Origin of the sequence: Sphingosinicella sp., assembly GCF_013911755.1 — a bacterium.
Lineage (GTDB): Bacteria > Pseudomonadota > Alphaproteobacteria > Sphingomonadales > Sphingomonadaceae > Sphingosinicella.
Genome location: NZ_JACESP010000020.1, coordinates 43,061 through 59,783, shown reverse-complemented (window position 1 = coordinate 59,783; position 16,723 = coordinate 43,061). Strand labels below are relative to the sequence as shown.

The window sequence follows — 16,723 nt, the reverse complement described above, 5'->3', positions numbered from 1 at the left end:
TTGCGGCGACTTCGCGGTATAAGGCCCCGCAACACTGGAGCCCGATCATGGCACAGACCACCTACGGCCAGTTCTGTCCGGTCGCGATGGCGGCGGAAATCCTCTGCACGCGCTGGACCGTGGTCCTCCTGCGCGAACTCATTGCCGGCTCCTCGCGCTTCAACGATCTGCGTCGCGGTCTCCCGCGCATGTCGCCCGCGCTCCTTTCGCAGCGGCTGAAGGAGCTCGAGGCGTCGGGCATCATACACCGACTGCCCTCCGCGCGCGATGCTGGCGCCTTCGACTACCGGCTGACGGAAGCAGGCAGGGAACTGGAGCCGCTGGTCGAAGCGTTCGGCCTGTGGGGTCATCGCTGGGTGGATAGCGAGCTTTCGCTCCAGCGGCTCGATGCGCAGCTCCTGATGTGGGACATGCGCCGCAACCTCGATCCGCGTCCGCTCCCCGCGCGGCGAACGGTCGTCCAGTTCCGCTATCCCGAGTTGCCAGCGGACCGGCGCGCGTGGTGGCTCATGATCGAGCCTGGCGAAGAGATTGATCTCTGCTCGGTCGATCCCGGCTTCGATGTCGATCTCTACGTGTCCACGGACCTCCGCACCATGACCGCGATCTGGATGGGCCACGACACCGTCGCTACCGCCGTGGACGAGGACCGCCTGCACCTCACCGGCGATCGCCACCTCGCCGCGAACATGAATAGGTGGCTCGGCCTCAGCCCATTCGCGAAGCGCGGGGCCGAGCAGCCCAGCGGCTATGATCCGGCAGCGTCGGTGCGAATGTAGATCGGCTCGAGCGCCACACGCAGCGCGGCGGCATCGATTGCACGGGCGTTGTCGGCTGATATGGAATCAAGGAAATCGACCTCGATCTGCGACCCGTATCCCGCCGTCACAGTCGGCCCAATGGGCGAGCCATACATCGTCGGCGTCGATGTCATCCGATAATCGCTGCGGTCCCGGATCAGGAAAGCCGGCTTGCCGCTTTTCTGCGCAAGTTCGGCGTCACGCAACAACGCCATCTCTCCCACCGCAAGCGGCGTCGATTTGTCTCCGAAATACTTGATTGTCGCTCCGGTTCCATCTTTGCGAAGCGTATCCTTGAAACCGCTCGCGCGAAGAAACAGGATCGAACTGCGATAGCGGTTGGTCGCCGCGACATCTTCATGCTCGGGCATGTCTGCCAATAAAAAAGTCAGTAGCATGTCATTGTCGGCCGCTTTCCGCTGACTATTCAGAAGCTGCGTTCTGAGAGACGGCACATCACGGAGCGGCCCAGCGCGGCTCGCTGTCGGTAATGCTTCGGCGATGGAGGACAGCATCTGGACGACGATCATGTTCGCAGGCAGGTTTTTCAACGCGTACACGCGCTCTGCTGCGCCGGATGCATCGCCAGATTTGTACGCTCCGGCTGCTTCGACCACGCCTTGCCAGGCTGCAAGCCTAGAGGTCTGCTTTTCCGCGCTGATGCGTGGGTGGTAAGGTGTGTCACTTTCTGGCGGAGGGCTTTCGATGGCGCTCCGTGCAGCAGCCAGCCATTTTCGTGCGGTTTCGATTTCGCCTGTCATCGCGGCGGCAAGTGCAGCCTGTCCCGTTCGCGTGACATCCACTTCCGTTGTGACGAGGTTAAACTTTCCGCCTCGTCCGTCCATGGCTTTTCCGTAAGACCCCGGTTCAGATTCTGCGTGTTTCCAGTCGTGTAACGCGCCGGCCCAGTCGCCGGACGCGCTGCGTATACGCGCGCGCTGTTCGATGTTTGAAGGTGAAACGCGAATGGCCTGCGTCCAGAATTGCGCTTCGTCGGCCGATGTCGAGCCGTCCAATTGGCCTATGAATGCAGCAAATGTAGCAATGTCGTCGCTCCATGGCCTCAGCTTGGCGGCTTCCATCGCCGATACCGTCGCGGCTTCGAATTGCCCGGTTTTCGCAAGAGCAAGCGCGCGAAGCATCAGCAGAGAAACGCCGAAGCTGCGCGTATAGACCGTATCGGGCTGTTCAATGGATTTTATCAGATCAAGGTCCGCAAGCGCGCCTTCCGGGTCGCCGCTCGAAAGCGCGAAACGGGCACGTGATCGTAGAAGGCTTGCGCGTCGTTGCCATGGCGCGTTCGCCATCGATGGATGATCCAGCGCCAGCGTGCAGCGTTGGTGGCCGATCTCTGGAAGGACTTTCGGCGTTCTGGCTTTCGCGGCTTTGGGGCCCGCCATGAACGTCGTCATCTTGGAAACAGGGTTTTCCCCGCATCCCGCCCACAATGCATCTGATGCAGAAACTTGTGCGCTGGCCGCCGACGTGGCGAAAAACACGGCCGCGAGTGCAGCGTAACGAGTAATCATGATGGACATCCCCCTGTCTCACAAATCTAGAACGATTCTGGGGGGTATCAAGACGCGTTTTGCCAAATATTCCTTTTGGTGAGGCAACGGATTCATGAAACGAGACCTTACTGTTTCGATGGTCTTGCAAGTGCCTCTGTTCAGGTGCTGCCTTGCCAATCCGAACCCCTGACCGTATCTATATGCCCGGTCAGAGGGTCGGACGGCCGCCGCGCCAGGGTTCGAAAGAACGGCGGGGAGGAAAGTCCGGGCTCCACGGATAGACGGTGCCGGGTAACGCCCGGCGGGGGCGACCCCAGGGAAAGTGCCACAGAGAGCAGACCGCCCGATGGTTTCGGCCGGACGGCAAGGGTGAAAGGGTGCGGCAAGAGCGCACCGCGCGACCGGCAACGGAAGCGGCACGGCAAACCCCACCGGGAGCAAAACCGAATAGGGGCGGCGCATGGCTTATCCGGCCGGACCGCCCGGGTAGGTTGCTTGAGACGGCGCGCGAGCGCCGTCCTAGAGGAATGGTCGTCGCTGCCTTTGCGGGCAGTACAGAACCCGGCTTACAGACCCTCTGACCGTTTATGCCGGTTCGACGTGGAGCGTCGCACCGTCAACGCCGGTGATGCGGACCATGGTGCCGGCCGCGGCGTCGGGGCCGGTGGCGAGCCAAGGCGAATCGCCGACCTGCACGCGCCCGCGCCCGTCGATGATCGGTTCCACGACCTTGACGCGCGTACCGACCAGCCGCTCGCCGCGGCGGTTGAGCCCCGTATCGCTGGTTTCAACCGGGTTGCGCTTCAGGAAGTTGCGGCCGACGAACACCGCCACGACCGACAGGATCGCGAACACCGCGAGTTGCAGTTCCCACCCGAAGCCGAGCGCGAGCGTGACGACGCCGGTAACGCCGGCGGCCATCGCGAGCCAGATCATGAAGATGCCGGGTGCGATGATCTCCATGATCGCAAGCACCGCGGCGGCGGCGAACCAGACCCAGTAGGTCATCTCGAAGTTCTGGAAATCCGGCATGGCGGTCTCCTCAGGCCTGCTCGAACGGACCCGGACGGCGCGGGCGTGGCGCGGGCGCTGGCGGCGGCGTATCCCCGCCGTCGCGCACGGCCTTTACCAGTTCGCCGATGCCGCCGATCGTGCCGACGAGGCTCGTGGCTTCCAGCGGCATGAAGATCGTCTTGGCGTTCGGCGAGCTTGCGAAGGCGTGCATCGCGTCCACATATTTCTGCGCGACGAAGTAGTTGATCGCCTGCGCGTTGCCGCTGGCGATGGCGTTCGAGACCATTTCGGTCGCCTTGGCTTCGGCCTCCGCCTCGCGCTCGCGCGCCTCGGCGTCGCGGAACGCAGCCTCGCGGCGGCCTTCGGCTTCCAGGATCTGCGATTGCTTCTGGCCTTCCGCTTTCAGGATTTCCGAAGCGCGCAGACCTTCAGCTTCCAGAATCGCGGCACGCTTCTCGCGTTCCGCCTTCATCTGCCGCGCCATCGAGTTCACGATGTCCTGCGGCGGGCGGATGTCCTTCACCTCGACGCGCGTGATCTTCACGCCCCACGATGTCGTCGCGTCATCGACGACATGCAGCAGCCGGGCATTGATCTCGTCACGGCGCGACAGCGTCTCGTCGAGGTCCATGGAGCCCATCACGGTGCGCAGGTTGGTCGTGGTGAGCTGCAGGATCGCGACATAGACGTCGGAGACCTCATAAGCGGCCTTCGCGGCATCGAGCACCTGGAAGAACACCACGCCGTCCACGGAAACCATGGCGTTGTCCTTGGTGATGATTTCCTGTCCCGGAATATCGAGCACCTGCTCCATCATGTTGACCTTGCGGCCGACGCGATCGATGAACGGCAGGATCAGCGTGAAGCCGGGCTTTGCGACCTGCGTGAAGCGGCCGAAGCGCTCGATCGTATATTCATAGCCCTGCCGGACGACGACGACCGCACTCCACACGAACACGACGGCGAGCGCCGCCAGGAAGATTACGAAAAGTCCGCCACCCATATCCATGTCCCCCATAAATCGGTTGCCCACAGCGATATTGGACCGCCATAGCACGAATTCCACAGGGAATCTTAACGCCATGACCGATTTTCGCGCTTACCGCAGTGCGCTCTATCTTCCGGCCGCGAATGCGCGCGCCGTCGAGAAGGCGCGGACGCTGGATGCCGACGTGGTGATCCTCGACCTTGAGGACGCCGTCGCGCCTGACGCAAAACCAGCCGCCCGCGCCGCCGCCGCCGAAGCGGTGACGGTGGGCGGCTGGGGTCGCCGCACGGTCGCGATCCGCGTCAACGGCATTGGCACGCAGTGGTGCGAGGCGGATTTCCTCGCCGTCCGTTCCGCCCAGCCCGCAGCCGTCGTCGTGCCCAAGGTGAGCAGCGCGGACGAAGCAGCGGAGGCGGTGCGCCTCGCAGGCGGTGTGCCGGTGTGGGCGATGATCGAGACGCCGCGCGGGGTGCAGGCGGTCGACGCGATCGCCGATACCCCGGGTGTCGCCGCGCTCGTCGTCGGCGCTGCCGATCTCGAAAAGGATCTCGGCTGCCGCGTCGGCCCGGCGCGTGCCGAAATGCAGTACGCGCTGCAGCGGATCGTCATTGCCGCGCGCGCCGCCGGCATCATGGCGTTCGACGCCATGTACCCCGATATCAAGGATATGGAGGGGCTGGAGGCGGTGACGCTTCAGGGCAAGGCGCTCGGCTTCGACGGCAAGACGCTGATCCACCCCGCGCAGATCGAAACCGCGAACCGCGTCTTTTCGCCCTCCGCTGCCGAGGTGGAGCAGGCCCGCCGCATTGTCGCGACGTTCGAAGCGGCGAAGGCCGAAGGAAAAGGCGTCGCGACGCTCGATGGCAAGATCGTCGAGGTGCTCCACGCCGCGCAGGCCCGCGATCTCATCGCTTTCGCCGAGAGCATCGCACCACAATAATTGACAAGTTATAACATTACATTCTAAACGGCCTCCCATCAGAAAAAAGGGAGTTCGTGGTCATGCGTTCGATGCTTCTCGCCGCGTGTGCGGTTCAGGTTCTTGCGCTTCCGGCGTTTGCACAGGCCTCCGGCGAGCAGAAGAGCGACGACCTGCACACGATCGGCGACGATATCGTGGTGACCGCGCCTTACGCCCGCTCGCGCGCCGACCTTCTCTCGGGCACCTCGGTGATGACCGAAGGCGAGCTCCGGCAGTCGCTGCAGCCGCAGATCGGCGAAGTCATCGCCCGCCAGCCCGGCGTTTCGGCGACAAGCTTCTCGCCCGGCGCCTCGCGCCCCGTCCTGCGCGGCATGCAGGGTGAGCGCATCCGCGTTCTGACGGATGGTATCGGTTCGATCGACGTTTCCAACACGTCGGCCGATCATGCGGTCACGATCGACCCGATCACCGCGCAGCGCGTCGAGATCATCCGCGGTCCCGCGTCGCTGCTGTATGGCTCGTCGGCGATCGGCGGCGTCGTCAACGTCCTCGACAAGCGTATCCCGCGTTCGGTCCCGGAGCACGGCGTGCATGTCGATGCGATCGGTAGCGTCGCGAGCGCGGCGGATGAGGTCAGCGTTGCCGCCGGCATCGACGCGGCGCTTACCGACACGATCGTCGCCCACGTCGACGGTAGCTGGCGCGACACGAACGACCTGCGCATTGGCGGCTATGGGCTGGCGCCTGAACTGCGCGCAGAGGCTCTGGAACACGCCGCGGAAGGCGACGAAGAGGCCGCCGAGGCTGCGGGCATCCGCGGCCGCCTACCGAACAGCTTCACGCGCACGAAGACGGCGGGCGGCGGTCTCTCGATCATTACCGACGGTGGTTCGCTCGGCTTTTCGGTCGGCTATTTCAATTCGAACTACGGCGTTCCGGAACGGCCCGTGCTGCACGAGCATGAGGAGGGCGAGGAGGAAGGCGAGGAAGAGGGCCACGAGCACGGCGACGTCAGCATCGGCCTCAAGCAGTGGCGCGCCGACGTGCGCGGCGAGGTCGAGCTTGGCGAAGGCTTCCTCGAAAAGCTGCGCGTGCGCGTCGGCTACGCTGATTACACGCACACCGAGTTCGAGGGCGACGAGGTCGGCACGGTGTTTGACAACCAGGGCGTCGAGGGCCGCGTCGAGCTCGTTCAGGCGAAGCGCGGCGCGTGGAACGGTGCGTTCGGCGGCCAGTTCTACATCCGCGATTTCTCGGCCGTCGGCGAAGAAGCCTTCCTGCCGCCGAACGAAACCGAACAGTTCGGCCTGTTCACCGTCCAGGAGTTGAACCTCGGCGCGCTCGGTGTCGAGGCGTCGGGGCGCTACGAGCGCACCAACGTGACTTCGAACGCGGTCGGCATCAGTCGTCATTTCAATGCCTTTTCCGCCGCACTTGGCGCACGCTACGAACTGACGGACGGCATCAACATCGGCATCAACGGCTCGCGCGCCGTGCGTGCTCCCTCCGCCGAGGAGCTGTTCTCGAACGGCCCGCACATCGCGACACAGGCGTTCGAGGTCGGTGATCCGACGCTCGCCAAGGAAAAGAGCTGGGGTCTCGAAGCCTTCCTGCGCGGGGAGACGGGCGGTGTCGCCTTCTCGCTGGGCGCCTTCGCGAGCTGGTTCAAGAACTACATCTACGAGGCCGACACGGGGCTGGAAGAAGACGAGCTTCCCGTCTTCCAGTATTCGCAGGCCGACGCGACCTATTATGGGCTCGAAGCCGAACTCTCCGCGCCGCTGTTCACGGCCGGGGATTTCCGCTTCGTTGCCGACGGTGTGGCGGACTACGTCCGCGCGAAGATCGATTCGGTCGGCCCCGCGCCGCGCATCCCGCCGCTTCGGGTGCTCGGCGGCATCGAGGCGCAGTCGGATCTCGTCACGGGCCGCGTCGAGGTGGAATGGAGCGACAAGCAGACGCGCGTTGCCGCGTTCGAAACCGAAACCGGCTCGCACACGCTGGTGAACGCCTCCGTCTTGTGGCGCGTCCTCGGTGCCGATAGCCCCGCGACGCTGCAGCTTTCGGCGAACAACCTGTTCGATGTCGATGCGCGCCGCCACGCGAGCTTCACCAAGGACTACGTGCCGCTTGCGGGCCGCGACGTGCGGGCGACGCTCAGCCTCAGTTTCTAGCCGGGTTGCGTCCGGCGCCCGCCGGGGTTTATGGGCCTTCTTCGCAGATGCAACATGCGGTGAAGGAGGCCCAAATGATCGGACGCTTGAACCATGTCGGGATCGCAACCCCGTCGATCGACAAGGCCGTCGCCGTCTATCGCGATTTCCTTGGCGCGACGAAGATCCACGAAAAATTCGCACTGCCCGCGCAGGGCGTGTGGGTCTGTTTCGTCGATACACCGAACAGCCAGATCGAACTGATCGAGCCTTACGGCGACGATTCGCCCATCCACGGTTTCCTGAAAAAGAACCCGGCGGGCGGCCAGCACCACGTGTGTTTCGAAGTGCCGGACATCATTGCCGCGCGTGACGACATGCGCGCAAAGGGCGCCACCGTTCTCGGCACCGGCGAACCGCGCATCGGCGCACATGGCACGCCGGTGATCTTCATTCATCCCAAGGACATGGGCGGGGTCCTTATCGAACTGATGGAAACGCCGAAGGACGCGCATTGATGAACGCGGAGGAGATGGTTGCGGATCTCGTGTCCGCGCTCGATCTGGAACGGATCGAGGAAAACCTGTTCCGCGGCCGCAACACGGGCGAGGGCTTCCGCCGACTGTTCGGCGGGCAGGTGATCGCGCAGGCGCTCGTCGCGGCGAGCCGCACGGTCGCGGACGATCGCCCGCCGCACAGTCTCCACGCTTATTTCATGCGCGAAGGCGACCATAGTGTCCCCGTCGTCTATCAGGTCGAGCGCGACCGCGACGGCAAGAGCTTCTCCACCCGGCGTGTCATCGCCATCCAGCACGGCCGTCCGATTTTCAACCTCGCGGCGTCGTTCCAGGTCGAGGAAAAGGGGCTGGAGCATCAGTTCGACATGCCCGATGTGCCGGCTCCGGAAACGCTGATCAGCGACATGGACTGGCGGCTGCAGTTCGCCGATCAGATTCCCGAGGCGGCGCTCGAGCGCTTTCTACAGGAACGGCCGATCGAGTTCCGCCGCGTCGATCCGTCGATACCGGGCAGCGGGGCGAGGCCGCCGCAGCAGAACATCTGGTTCAAGGCAATCGCGCCGGTGCCGGACGATGCCGCGCTGCATCGCTGCATGTTGGCCTACGCCTCCGATATGACGCTCTTGTCGACAAGCGAGCGGCCGCACAACATCGCCTGGTGGGACGAAGCGATGCAGATCGCCAGCCTCGATCACGCGCTGTGGTTCCACGCACCGTTCCGCGTCGACGACTGGCTGCTCTACGTGCAGGACAGCCCACGCTCCTCCGGCGCACGCGGTTTCAACCGCGGGCTCATCTACGACCGCTCCGGCGTGCTCGTCGCTTCGGTGACGCAGGAAGGGCTGATCCGGAACCGCGACCTCGCCTGACGTTACGGCGCCGGTTCGCGGCGTGCGATCGACAGCACCACCGCCCCGAGGATGCCCGAGAGCAGCGAGCCCCCGAGCACGCCGAGCTTCACCTCGTCGAGATAGATGTCGGAGGCATAGGAGAGGCCGCCGATGAACAGGCTCATCGTGAAGCCGATGCCGCAGAGCAGCGCCACGCCATAGACCTGCGCAGTAGAGGCGTGGACCGGATAGTCGGCGAGGCCGAGCTTCTTCATCACCCAGATCACGCCGAACACGCCGACCTGCTTTCCCATGAAAAGGCCGAGCGTGATGCCGAGCACGATCGGGCTGACGAGCATTTCCGCAGTGACGTTCGCGAACGAAAGCCCCGCGTTGGCGAAGCCGAAGATTGGCACGATCGCAAACGCGACCCAACCTGCAATTGCGTGTTCGAGCCGGTGCAGCGGGGAATGTTCGTCGTCGATGTGGGTCGCCGTCTGTGTCAGCGGGATGGTGAGCGCGACGGCAACGCCTGCGAGCGTCGCATGAACGCCTGAAAGCAGCATCGCCGTCCACACGCCGGCGCCCACGATCAGGTAGGGCCAGAGCGAACGGATGCCGAAGCGGTTGAAGCCATACAGCACCGCGATCAGCAGCACCGCCGCCACAAGCGCGGCGAGATTGAGTTCGGCCGTATAGAACAGCGCGATGATCACGATGGCGCCGAGGTCGTCGATGATGGCAACAGCGGTCAGGAACACTTTGAGCGACACGGGCACGCGCGGGCCCAGCAGCGTAAGGACGCCGAGCGCGAAGGCGATGTCGGTGGCGGAAGGGATCGCCCAGCCGCGAATCGTGGCGGCGTCACCGACGTTGAATGCGGCGAAGATGAGCGCGGGCACGATCATGCCGCCTGCTGCGGCGGCGCCTGGGAGGATACGGCGTTCCCACGTCGAAAGCTGGCCGTCCAGCAGCTCGCGCTTCACTTCCAGCCCGACGAGCAGGAAGAAGATCGCCATCAGCCCGTCGTTGATCCAGTGGCTGAGCGAAAGCGGGCCGACATAGGTCTTGAGCGCGCTGAAATACGCGTCCGAAAGTGGGGAATTGGCCACGATCAGTGCAGCCGCCGCAGCCGCCATCAGCACGATGCCGCCGGCGGACTCCGTCCGCAGGAACTCGCGCAGCGCCGACTGTGGGCGTTCGATCACCAGAGTGCGCAGATCGTTTATCATCTCACCTCGTCCGCAACGTTCACCATGCGCTCCGAATGGGGTTACAGGAGCCGGCTGGGGGCGAAAACCCCAAACCGGACGCCTGACCTGCCGAAATATGCTGCTTGCCCGCGCGCGTCGGGTGTCCGACTATTCGCTCAAGGAGATATAATAATGGGTTTTTGGGATCGCTATGCGGTGCCGGCAATCGTATCGTGCGCCTGCACGTCGAAACCGGTCATGCGGCAGCGCGCGAAGGTTGTGCCGGAAGCTGCGGGGGCAGTGCTTGAACTCGGCTGCGGCGCGGGAACGAATTTCGCTTTGTATGATCCGGCGCGCGTTACGCGGCTTCATGCCGTGGAGCCTGCGCCCGGCATGGTCGCCCGTGCCCGGGAGAGGGCGCGGCACACCGCGATCATGGACCGCGTGCAGTTTCACGAAACGGGCGGGGAGAGCCTACCGCTGGAGAACGAAAGCATCGATACGGCGGTGGTGACCTTCGTGCTCTGCACGATCCCGGATTGGGGCCGAGCGCTTCGCGAGGTGCGGCGCGTGCTGAAGCCGGGCGGGCGCGTGCTGTTTTCCGAGCACGGCCTCGCGCCCGACGCGGACGTCGCGCGCTGGCAGCAGCGGATCGAGCCCGTTTGGACGCGTGTTTTCGGCGGCTGCCACTTGACGCGCCAGCCCGTCGCGATGCTCGCGAACAGCGGCTTTCGCGTGGATCGCCTCGAAACCATGTACCTGCCATCGACACCGCGCTTTGCGGGCTTTGCGAGCTGGGGTGCGGCGGTACCCTCATGACATCCGCTCCAATGGGCAAGGTCACCCGGCTGGTGCCGCACGGTGAGGAGGTCGTCGATGGCCGCCGACTGCGGAGCGAGCGAAGCCGTGTGCAGATCGTCGCCGCGATGCGCGCCGTGATCGAGGGCGGGAACATGGATCCCAATGCAACAAGCGTGGCCGAAGCGGCCGGTGTCTCGATCCGTACCGTTTTCCGGCATTTCGAGGAGATGGACAGCCTCTACCGCGAACTGAACGCACAGCTGGAGGCGGAAATCCTGCCGATGGTGATGACGCAGTTCGAGGCGCGCGACTGGCAGGGCAGGGCGCTAGAGGTCGTGACGCGACGGGCGCGCATCTACGAGCGGCTGATGCCGTTCAAGACCGCGGCGCACGCGCGCCGGTTCCAGTCCGAATATCTGATGGATGCCCACCGGCGCTTTCTCGCGATTGAGCGGGCGGCACTGCAGGCGATCCTGCCCCCCGAGGTCCGGTCGAACCCTGCGTTGTTCGCGGCGTTCGAAATGGTCACGGGGTTCCAGTCGTGGCAGCGCCTGCGGCAGGATCAGAACCTCGAGCCTGAAGATGCGGAGGCGGCGATGCGGTTTGCCGTCGAACGGCTGCTTGGTCTGTGAGGCGCCTCGCCGTCCTCGGCCTCGCGTTGCTCGGTGCGTGCGGCGTACGCGGTGGCGATGCCGCGTGCGGCATTCCCGCGGACAGGCTCGGCGTTTTCGTTGATGTGCCGGAGGGGCGCTTCATCAAGGGCGCCGCGCCGCGCTATCCCGAGGAACGCCCTGAAGTGTCGCTGCATGTCGGCGCGTTCCGAATTCAGGCGCATGAAGTTACGAACGATCAGTTCGCCGCGTTCGTGAAGGCCACCGGCTATCTCACCGATGCCGAGCGCACGGCGGGCGACGCCGATGGCGGATCGGCGGTGTTCACGGCGCCCGACGGCGGCGAGAGCCGGCCGTGGAAGCTGGTGCAGGGCGCGACGTGGCGGACGCCGGAAGGGCCGGGCTCGGACATCGCCGGCCGCGGCCGTGATCCCGTCGTGCACGTCTCCCCTGCCGATGCCGCCGCTTATGCGGCGTGGGTGGGCGGGCGTCTGCCGACCGAGGTCGAGTGGGAATATGCCGCGTCGCTCGGCCTGCCGAAGGGCGGCGATCAGGAAGCGGGCGCCTATGGGCCTGAAGCACGGCCGGTCGCCAACACATGGCAGGGCGTGTTTCCCGAAGAGCAGAAGGCGGCAGACGGCTTCGCAGGTCGCGCACCCGTCGGCTGCTTCCCGCCGAGCCGCATCGGCCTTTACGACATGATCGGCAACGTTTGGGAAATCACCGAGACGCCCTACGGCGAGGGCACGCAGACGATCAAGGGCGGCTCCTATCTCTGTTCGGAGAACTTCTGCCGCCGCTACCGCCCCGCCGCGCGCCAGCCACAGGAGGCGCGCTTCTCTGCAAGCCACGTCGGCTTCCGCATCATTAAAGATGCACCGTCTCAGTTGGGCCAGTAGGCGACCTCGTCCCCGGCGCCGACCCGCTCGGCGAGCGTTTTGTCGATCGCAACCGGTGCCTCGATCGTATGCGGATAGAGCGGCGCGCGCCCGGCCTTGCGATGCGCATCGAGCAGCGCCGTCATCGCCTTCACGCGCGCCGGATCGCGGTCCGCAAGGTTGGTCTTCTCGGTCGGGTCGGCGGCAAGGTTGAACAGCCAGGTTTTCTTCGGCCGCTCGGTCACCTGCAGCTTCCAGTCGCCCTGCCGCACGACGCGATAGTAGGCGCTCTGCCAGAAGAGTGCATCGTCGGCGCGCGGCGCAGCGTCGGCGAGCAGGTCGATGCCGTCGATGGCGACCCCGGTGGGAAGCGCCGCGCCCGCCGCCGCCGCAAAGGTCGGCATCAAATCGATATGCCCGGCGGGGCGCTCTACGCGCGTGCCGGGTGCGATCCGGGCGGGCCAGCGCATGAACAGCGGCACCCGGATGCCGCCTTCGAACATCGTGAGCTTCCAGCCCCGGTAGGGCGCGTTGATGTCGGGCAGGCCGATATAACCTGCGCCGCCGTTGTCGCTTGAAAACACGACGATGGTATTCTCGTAGAGACCCTCGGCTTTCAGCGTCGCGAGCACGCGTCCCACGCTCCGGTCGAGCGCGCGCACCATCGCGGCGTAGACGCGCAGGCGATGCGGCCTGATGTCTCCCACCGCTTCATAGTCCGCGCGCGTCGCCTGCAGCGGCGTATGCACGCCCCAGTGCGCGAGATAGAGGAAGAACGGTCGGTTGCGGTTGGCGCGGATCACCTTCACCGCCTCGTCGGTCCAGTAATCGGCAAGGTAGCCGCCCGGCGCGAACAGCGGCCCTTCGTTGAAGGATGCCGCATATTGCATCCGCGCCCACAGGAAGCGGTCGATGGGATCGAAATCGACGCGCGCGTTGACGACGCCGGGGTCATCCTCCGGCAGATGGAGGCCGCTCGCCATCAGCAGGCTTTCGTCGAAGCCCTGCGCGTTCGCGCCGAATTCCTTGCCGCTGCCGAGGTGCCACTTGCCGATATGGACGGTGTGATAGCCCGCGCCCTTCAGCACCTCCGCGATGGTCACTTCCGAACCCGGAAGGCCTTGTTCGTCGAAGGGCGGCACCTTGTCGTCTGCGTCACGGTTCCAGTCGGCGGGCGGCAGACCGGAGCGGTCGTTGTCCGAAAACATGGCGACCATGCGCCCCATCCCGTCCGGCGTCGGCGTGAATTCGAAGCCCGTGCGCGTCGGATAGCGTCCGGTCAGGATCATGGCGCGCGAAGGCGCGCAGCTCGCCGTGCCTGCATAGGCCTGCGCGAACAGCGCACCGTCCTTCGCGAGCCGGTCGATGTTCGGCGTCGGCACGCGCCCGCCCGCGACACCGCCGCCGAACGCGGTAATGTCGTTGATGCCGAGATCATCGGCCAGGATGAAGACGATGTTGGGCGGCCGCTTGCCTGCGGGTGCGGCGGCCGGGCCTTCGTTCCACGCAACGGGGCTGTAGGGCGCGATGTCGCGATCCTTGGCGAGCGTGGTGACGAGCCACAGGATCACCTCCTTGCGGTTCAGCCACGCAGCCGCGCCAAGCACAACAAGAAGCGCGGCGGCGGCGAGGGCCCACCGCCTTTTCACGGCAGAAGCTCTTCGCAGCCGGTGCGATCGAGAAGCGTCCGCACCGCGGCCTGGTCATCCGTACCAAGCGCCGCAAACGCATCCCCAATCCACTGCAGGCATTTCGCCTGATACGGGAAGGCGGGCTGCGTCCAGGGGCGACCGTCGATTTCCGTCTGCACGATTTCGGCGCCTGCCATCACCGCTTTGGCGTTCGCGATCAGAAACGGTGCATAAACCCGTCCGATCTCGCTGAGCAGCGGGCGCAGCGCGGTGAGCTCATCGCGCGAAAACCAGTCTGTGGTGGCCGGCTCGACGCCCGAGAGATCCTCGACACGGTCGATCCATGCCCGCACGCGCGGCGCGGTCTGCGCGGCGATCGCGGCGGAGGTCGGCTCGATGACGGCAAGCTGCGCGAGCTGCCCGTGAATGGCGAAATCGGCGGAGGATGGCCGCGCGCCGAGCACATAGCCACGCCTTGCAATCAGCGCATCCAGAACGGCAAGGAACCGCCGGTAGCTGAGTTCGATCGTTTCGGCCGTCGTGTCGTTCGATCCGACGACGTAGAGCCGGCTGATCTGCCGGTCGGCGAACATGTCCGCCGCCTGCGCGGCGAGTTCCGTCTGCATCGTCGGGGCCATCCAGAATACAAGCAGCGGCGCGGCATTCGCGGCATCTTCGGCGAACGCCCAGCGGTAGTGGAACATGGCCTTCGTCAGCCACTCGTCCGCATAGTCTTCGATCAGGTGGTTGAGAAACGCCAGCACGGGATCGCCGGGAAGCGCCTCGCGCCCGCCATGTTCGGCTTCGAGTCGCCGGATGATCGGCGAGGAATCCACCACGGGGTCGAGCGTGCCGTCGGGAAGCGGGAAATAGACCGTGGGCAGCAGCTTCACCTTCGGAACCGGATGGCCGGCGGGCGGCTGCCTGTAGCTGCCCCAGAGGATCGCGTAGGGAATGCGCCTGTACCGGAGCAGCGCGATCATCTTGCGCGTATAGGGCGAGCCCGGGGCGCCCAGCAGTCTCAGCGGTTCGGTCAAGCGGGCCTCCGTTTGCGTATAAGACGCAGGGTAAGAATGACGAGTGCGACGCCGCCGAGCAGAATGCCGCCGAGCGCCCAGCCGTGATGTTTCAGGATCTTGATGCGTGTGTTGAGCGTGATCTGCCGGAAGGGGTCGTATCCTTCCGGAATCTCGAGCACGCCCATCGACTTCGCATAGGAACGATAGTCGGCGAGCATGGACCGGAGGCGTGCAGGTTCGGTGCTGCCGAGGTCACGGGTTTCGCCGGGGTCCTGCGCGAGATTGTAGAGTTTCCATTGCCCGTCACCGTGCGGTGGCAGGTTGCGGACGAGCTTGTAGTCGCCGCGGTAGAGCGCGGCGTTGCCCGAAACCTCCATGCCGATCGCCGCATCGGGCGCATAGACGTGATCGGCCGCGCCGCTGAGGACGGGGCGAAGGCTGCGGCCGGTCATCGTCATGCCGCCCGCGCCCTCGATACCGGCGATGTCGAGCAGTGTCGGCGCCACGTCGGTGACAAAGGCGGCGGCTGACACGCGCGGCTGCGCGGTGATGCCGGGGCCGGACATGATGAACGGCACGCGCAGCCCGCCTTCGGACGCATAGAACTTGAACAGGCTGTGCGGCGCTGCCGCGGCGGTCGCCCACTCCGGGCCGATCGAGACGAACGAGCCTTTCTCGCCGAGCCGGTCCAGGTTCTGGTCGTAGCCGTTCATCCGCATCCAGAGCGGAAAGCCGCGCTGGCTGACGGGTTCATTGGGCTCAGGCCCATTGTCGGAGGTGACGACGAACACCGTGTTCGCCAGCGCACTGCGCTTCTCGAGATAGGCGATCAGCCGGCCGATGTGGTCGTCCATCGCCTCGATCATGCCGGCGTTCACCGCCATGCTTTTCGCGAGCAGGCGCCGCTCGGGGTCGGGAAGCGCATCCCAACGCCGCTGGCCGGCGGGTTTGGCGGCGACAGGGGCGCCGGCCGGGATCAGGCCCATCGCCTGCGCGCGCTGCCAGCGTGCCGTGCGGACACTGTCCCAGCCCTTGTCGTAGACCGCCTCGTAGCGCGCCGTATAGGACCGCGGCGCCTGCACCGGGATGTGCACAGCCTGGAACGCCACATAGGCGAAGAACGGGTCGCCCGTGGCCCGGTCCGTTTCCAGATAGTCGATCATGCGGTCGACGATGAATTCCGACGAGTAGAAATCGGCGGGCAGTGTCGCGGGCTTGCCGTCCTCGAACCACGGTGCCGTATCGTAATACGGCATGTAGGGCTTCTGTTCCCAGTTGTCGGCGCCGGAGGCATCGAGCGCGAACGACTTCTGGAAGCCATGCGAAGGCGGCAGGTCGCCCTTGCCGCTGCCAAGGTGCCACTTGCCCGTCATGTAGGTGCGATAGCCCGCACGCCGCAGCCGCTCCGCGACCGTGACCGCTTCGGGCGCAAGCCGCAGGCCGTAGCCCGGCTTCCCCTCGTGTTCGGGCGGCAGCACCTCGGGGATGGTGGCAACGCCGTTCCGGTGATTGTCGATGCCGGTGAGCAGCATCGCGCGCGACGGCGCGCAGAGCGGCGAGGTGCGGTAGTGCGTGAACAGCGCGCCCGCCGAAGCGAGCCGGTCGATATTGGGGGTACGCGCTTCGCCGCCGTAGGCGCCGAAATCCATCAGCGCTGCGTCATCGACCAGGATAAGCACGAAGTTGGGACGTACCGGCGCGGGTTCCGCGCGGGCAGGGGCGCAAGCGGCTGCAAGGCCGGCAAAGCCGCCCCAAAGCCAGCGCTGCAGCCTGCCCAGCCGCACCAACACCCTCTCCCGTTTGACCGTCCCCTTGCATCTGCAGGGCTCACGCCCTCGACGCAATCAATAATAT

Annotated in this window: 15 protein-coding genes and 1 other RNA gene; 9 read left to right on the top strand and 7 right to left on the bottom strand. The window is 65.5% G+C overall.

Annotated features, from left to right (window positions below; translation table 11 throughout):
- Positions 1 to 47: 47 nt before the first annotated feature.
- The gene (locus H2052_RS13670; protein ID WP_293782610.1) at positions 48 to 779 is read left to right on the top strand and encodes a helix-turn-helix domain-containing protein; all 732 of its coding nucleotides are present in this window, start codon (positions 48 to 50) and stop codon (positions 777 to 779) included.
- Here the strand turns inward: H2052_RS13670 and H2052_RS13665 are convergent.
- Positions 749 to 2,338 carry a hypothetical protein gene (locus H2052_RS13665; RefSeq protein ID WP_293782608.1) on the bottom strand — a complete coding sequence of 530 codons (1,590 nt, stop codon included), beginning with the start codon at positions 2,336 to 2,338 and terminating at the stop codon, positions 749 to 751. The two genes, H2052_RS13670 and H2052_RS13665, sit on opposite strands and share 31 nt — an antisense overlap.
- A 181-nt stretch (positions 2,339 to 2,519) precedes the next feature.
- Here H2052_RS13665 and rnpB point away from each other — a divergent pair.
- An RNA gene (rnpB, locus tag H2052_RS13660) (RNase P RNA component class A) lies at positions 2,520 to 2,896 on the top strand.
- Here rnpB and H2052_RS13655 read toward each other — a convergent pair.
- Complete coding sequence (locus tag H2052_RS13655) at positions 2,897 to 3,343, bottom strand: NfeD family protein (RefSeq protein ID WP_293782606.1); 447 nt, start codon at positions 3,341 to 3,343, stop codon at positions 2,897 to 2,899. It abuts the RNA gene before it with no gap.
- 10 nt (positions 3,344 to 3,353) lie between these two features.
- A complete protein-coding gene (locus H2052_RS13650) occupies positions 3,354 to 4,328 on the bottom strand; it encodes an SPFH domain-containing protein (protein ID WP_293782604.1) in 975 nt (324 codons plus the stop codon).
- 79 nt (positions 4,329 to 4,407) lie between these two features.
- Between H2052_RS13650 and H2052_RS13645 the strand changes: the two genes are divergently transcribed.
- From H2052_RS13645 to tesB, 4 genes are all read left to right on the top strand, one after another.
- The gene (locus H2052_RS13645; RefSeq protein WP_293782602.1) at positions 4,408 to 5,253 is read left to right on the top strand and encodes a CoA ester lyase; all 846 of its coding nucleotides are present in this window, start codon (positions 4,408 to 4,410) and stop codon (positions 5,251 to 5,253) included.
- A gap of 62 nt (positions 5,254 to 5,315) precedes the next feature.
- Positions 5,316 to 7,409 (top strand): TonB-dependent receptor, encoded by a 2,094-nt coding sequence (locus tag H2052_RS13640; RefSeq protein WP_293782600.1) that lies wholly within the window; start codon positions 5,316 to 5,318, stop codon positions 7,407 to 7,409.
- A gap of 74 nt (positions 7,410 to 7,483) precedes the next feature.
- A complete protein-coding gene (gene mce / locus H2052_RS13635) occupies positions 7,484 to 7,906 on the top strand; it encodes a methylmalonyl-CoA epimerase (RefSeq protein WP_293782598.1) in 423 nt (140 codons plus the stop codon).
- Complete coding sequence (gene tesB, locus H2052_RS13630; protein ID WP_293782596.1) at positions 7,906 to 8,775, top strand: acyl-CoA thioesterase II; 870 nt, start codon at positions 7,906 to 7,908, stop codon at positions 8,773 to 8,775. The genes mce and tesB overlap by 1 nt, the downstream gene beginning before the upstream one ends.
- 2 nt (positions 8,776 to 8,777) lie before the next feature.
- Here the strand turns inward: tesB and nhaA are convergent, their stop codons facing one another.
- Positions 8,778 to 9,968, bottom strand: coding sequence for a Na+/H+ antiporter NhaA (gene nhaA / locus H2052_RS13625; RefSeq protein WP_293782594.1), 1,191 nt, complete (start codon positions 9,966 to 9,968; stop codon positions 8,778 to 8,780).
- Between the two features lie 153 nt (positions 9,969 to 10,121).
- Here nhaA and H2052_RS13620 point away from each other — a divergent pair, with 153 nt between their 5' ends.
- Genes H2052_RS13620 through H2052_RS13610 form a run of 3 tightly spaced genes read left to right on the top strand, consistent with a single transcriptional unit; the run spans position 10,122 to position 12,240 of the window.
- Positions 10,122 to 10,748, top strand: a complete 627-nt coding sequence (locus H2052_RS13620) for a methyltransferase domain-containing protein (RefSeq protein WP_293782592.1) — start codon at positions 10,122 to 10,124, stop codon at positions 10,746 to 10,748.
- On the top strand, positions 10,745 to 11,362 hold the full coding sequence (locus H2052_RS13615; RefSeq protein ID WP_293782590.1) for a TetR/AcrR family transcriptional regulator: 618 nt from the start codon (positions 10,745 to 10,747) through the stop codon (positions 11,360 to 11,362). The genes H2052_RS13620 and H2052_RS13615 overlap by 4 nt, the downstream gene beginning before the upstream one ends.
- Positions 11,359 to 12,240, top strand: coding sequence for an SUMF1/EgtB/PvdO family nonheme iron enzyme (locus tag H2052_RS13610; RefSeq protein ID WP_293782588.1), 882 nt, complete (start codon positions 11,359 to 11,361; stop codon positions 12,238 to 12,240). The genes H2052_RS13615 and H2052_RS13610 overlap by 4 nt, the downstream gene beginning before the upstream one ends.
- Here H2052_RS13610 and H2052_RS13605 read toward each other — a convergent pair.
- Genes H2052_RS13605 through H2052_RS13595 form a run of 3 tightly spaced genes read right to left on the bottom strand, consistent with a single transcriptional unit; the run spans position 12,225 to position 16,653 of the window.
- The gene (locus H2052_RS13605) at positions 12,225 to 13,868 is read right to left on the bottom strand and encodes a sulfatase-like hydrolase/transferase (protein ID WP_293782586.1); all 1,644 of its coding nucleotides are present in this window, start codon (positions 13,866 to 13,868) and stop codon (positions 12,225 to 12,227) included. The two genes, H2052_RS13610 and H2052_RS13605, sit on opposite strands and share 16 nt — an antisense overlap.
- Complete coding sequence (locus H2052_RS13600; protein ID WP_293782584.1) at positions 13,865 to 14,887, bottom strand: glutathione S-transferase family protein; 1,023 nt, start codon at positions 14,885 to 14,887, stop codon at positions 13,865 to 13,867. The genes H2052_RS13605 and H2052_RS13600 overlap by 4 nt, the downstream gene beginning before the upstream one ends.
- A complete protein-coding gene (locus H2052_RS13595; protein ID WP_293782582.1) occupies positions 14,884 to 16,653 on the bottom strand; it encodes an arylsulfatase in 1,770 nt (589 codons plus the stop codon). The genes H2052_RS13600 and H2052_RS13595 overlap by 4 nt, the downstream gene beginning before the upstream one ends.
- Positions 16,654 to 16,723 lie beyond the last annotated feature (70 nt).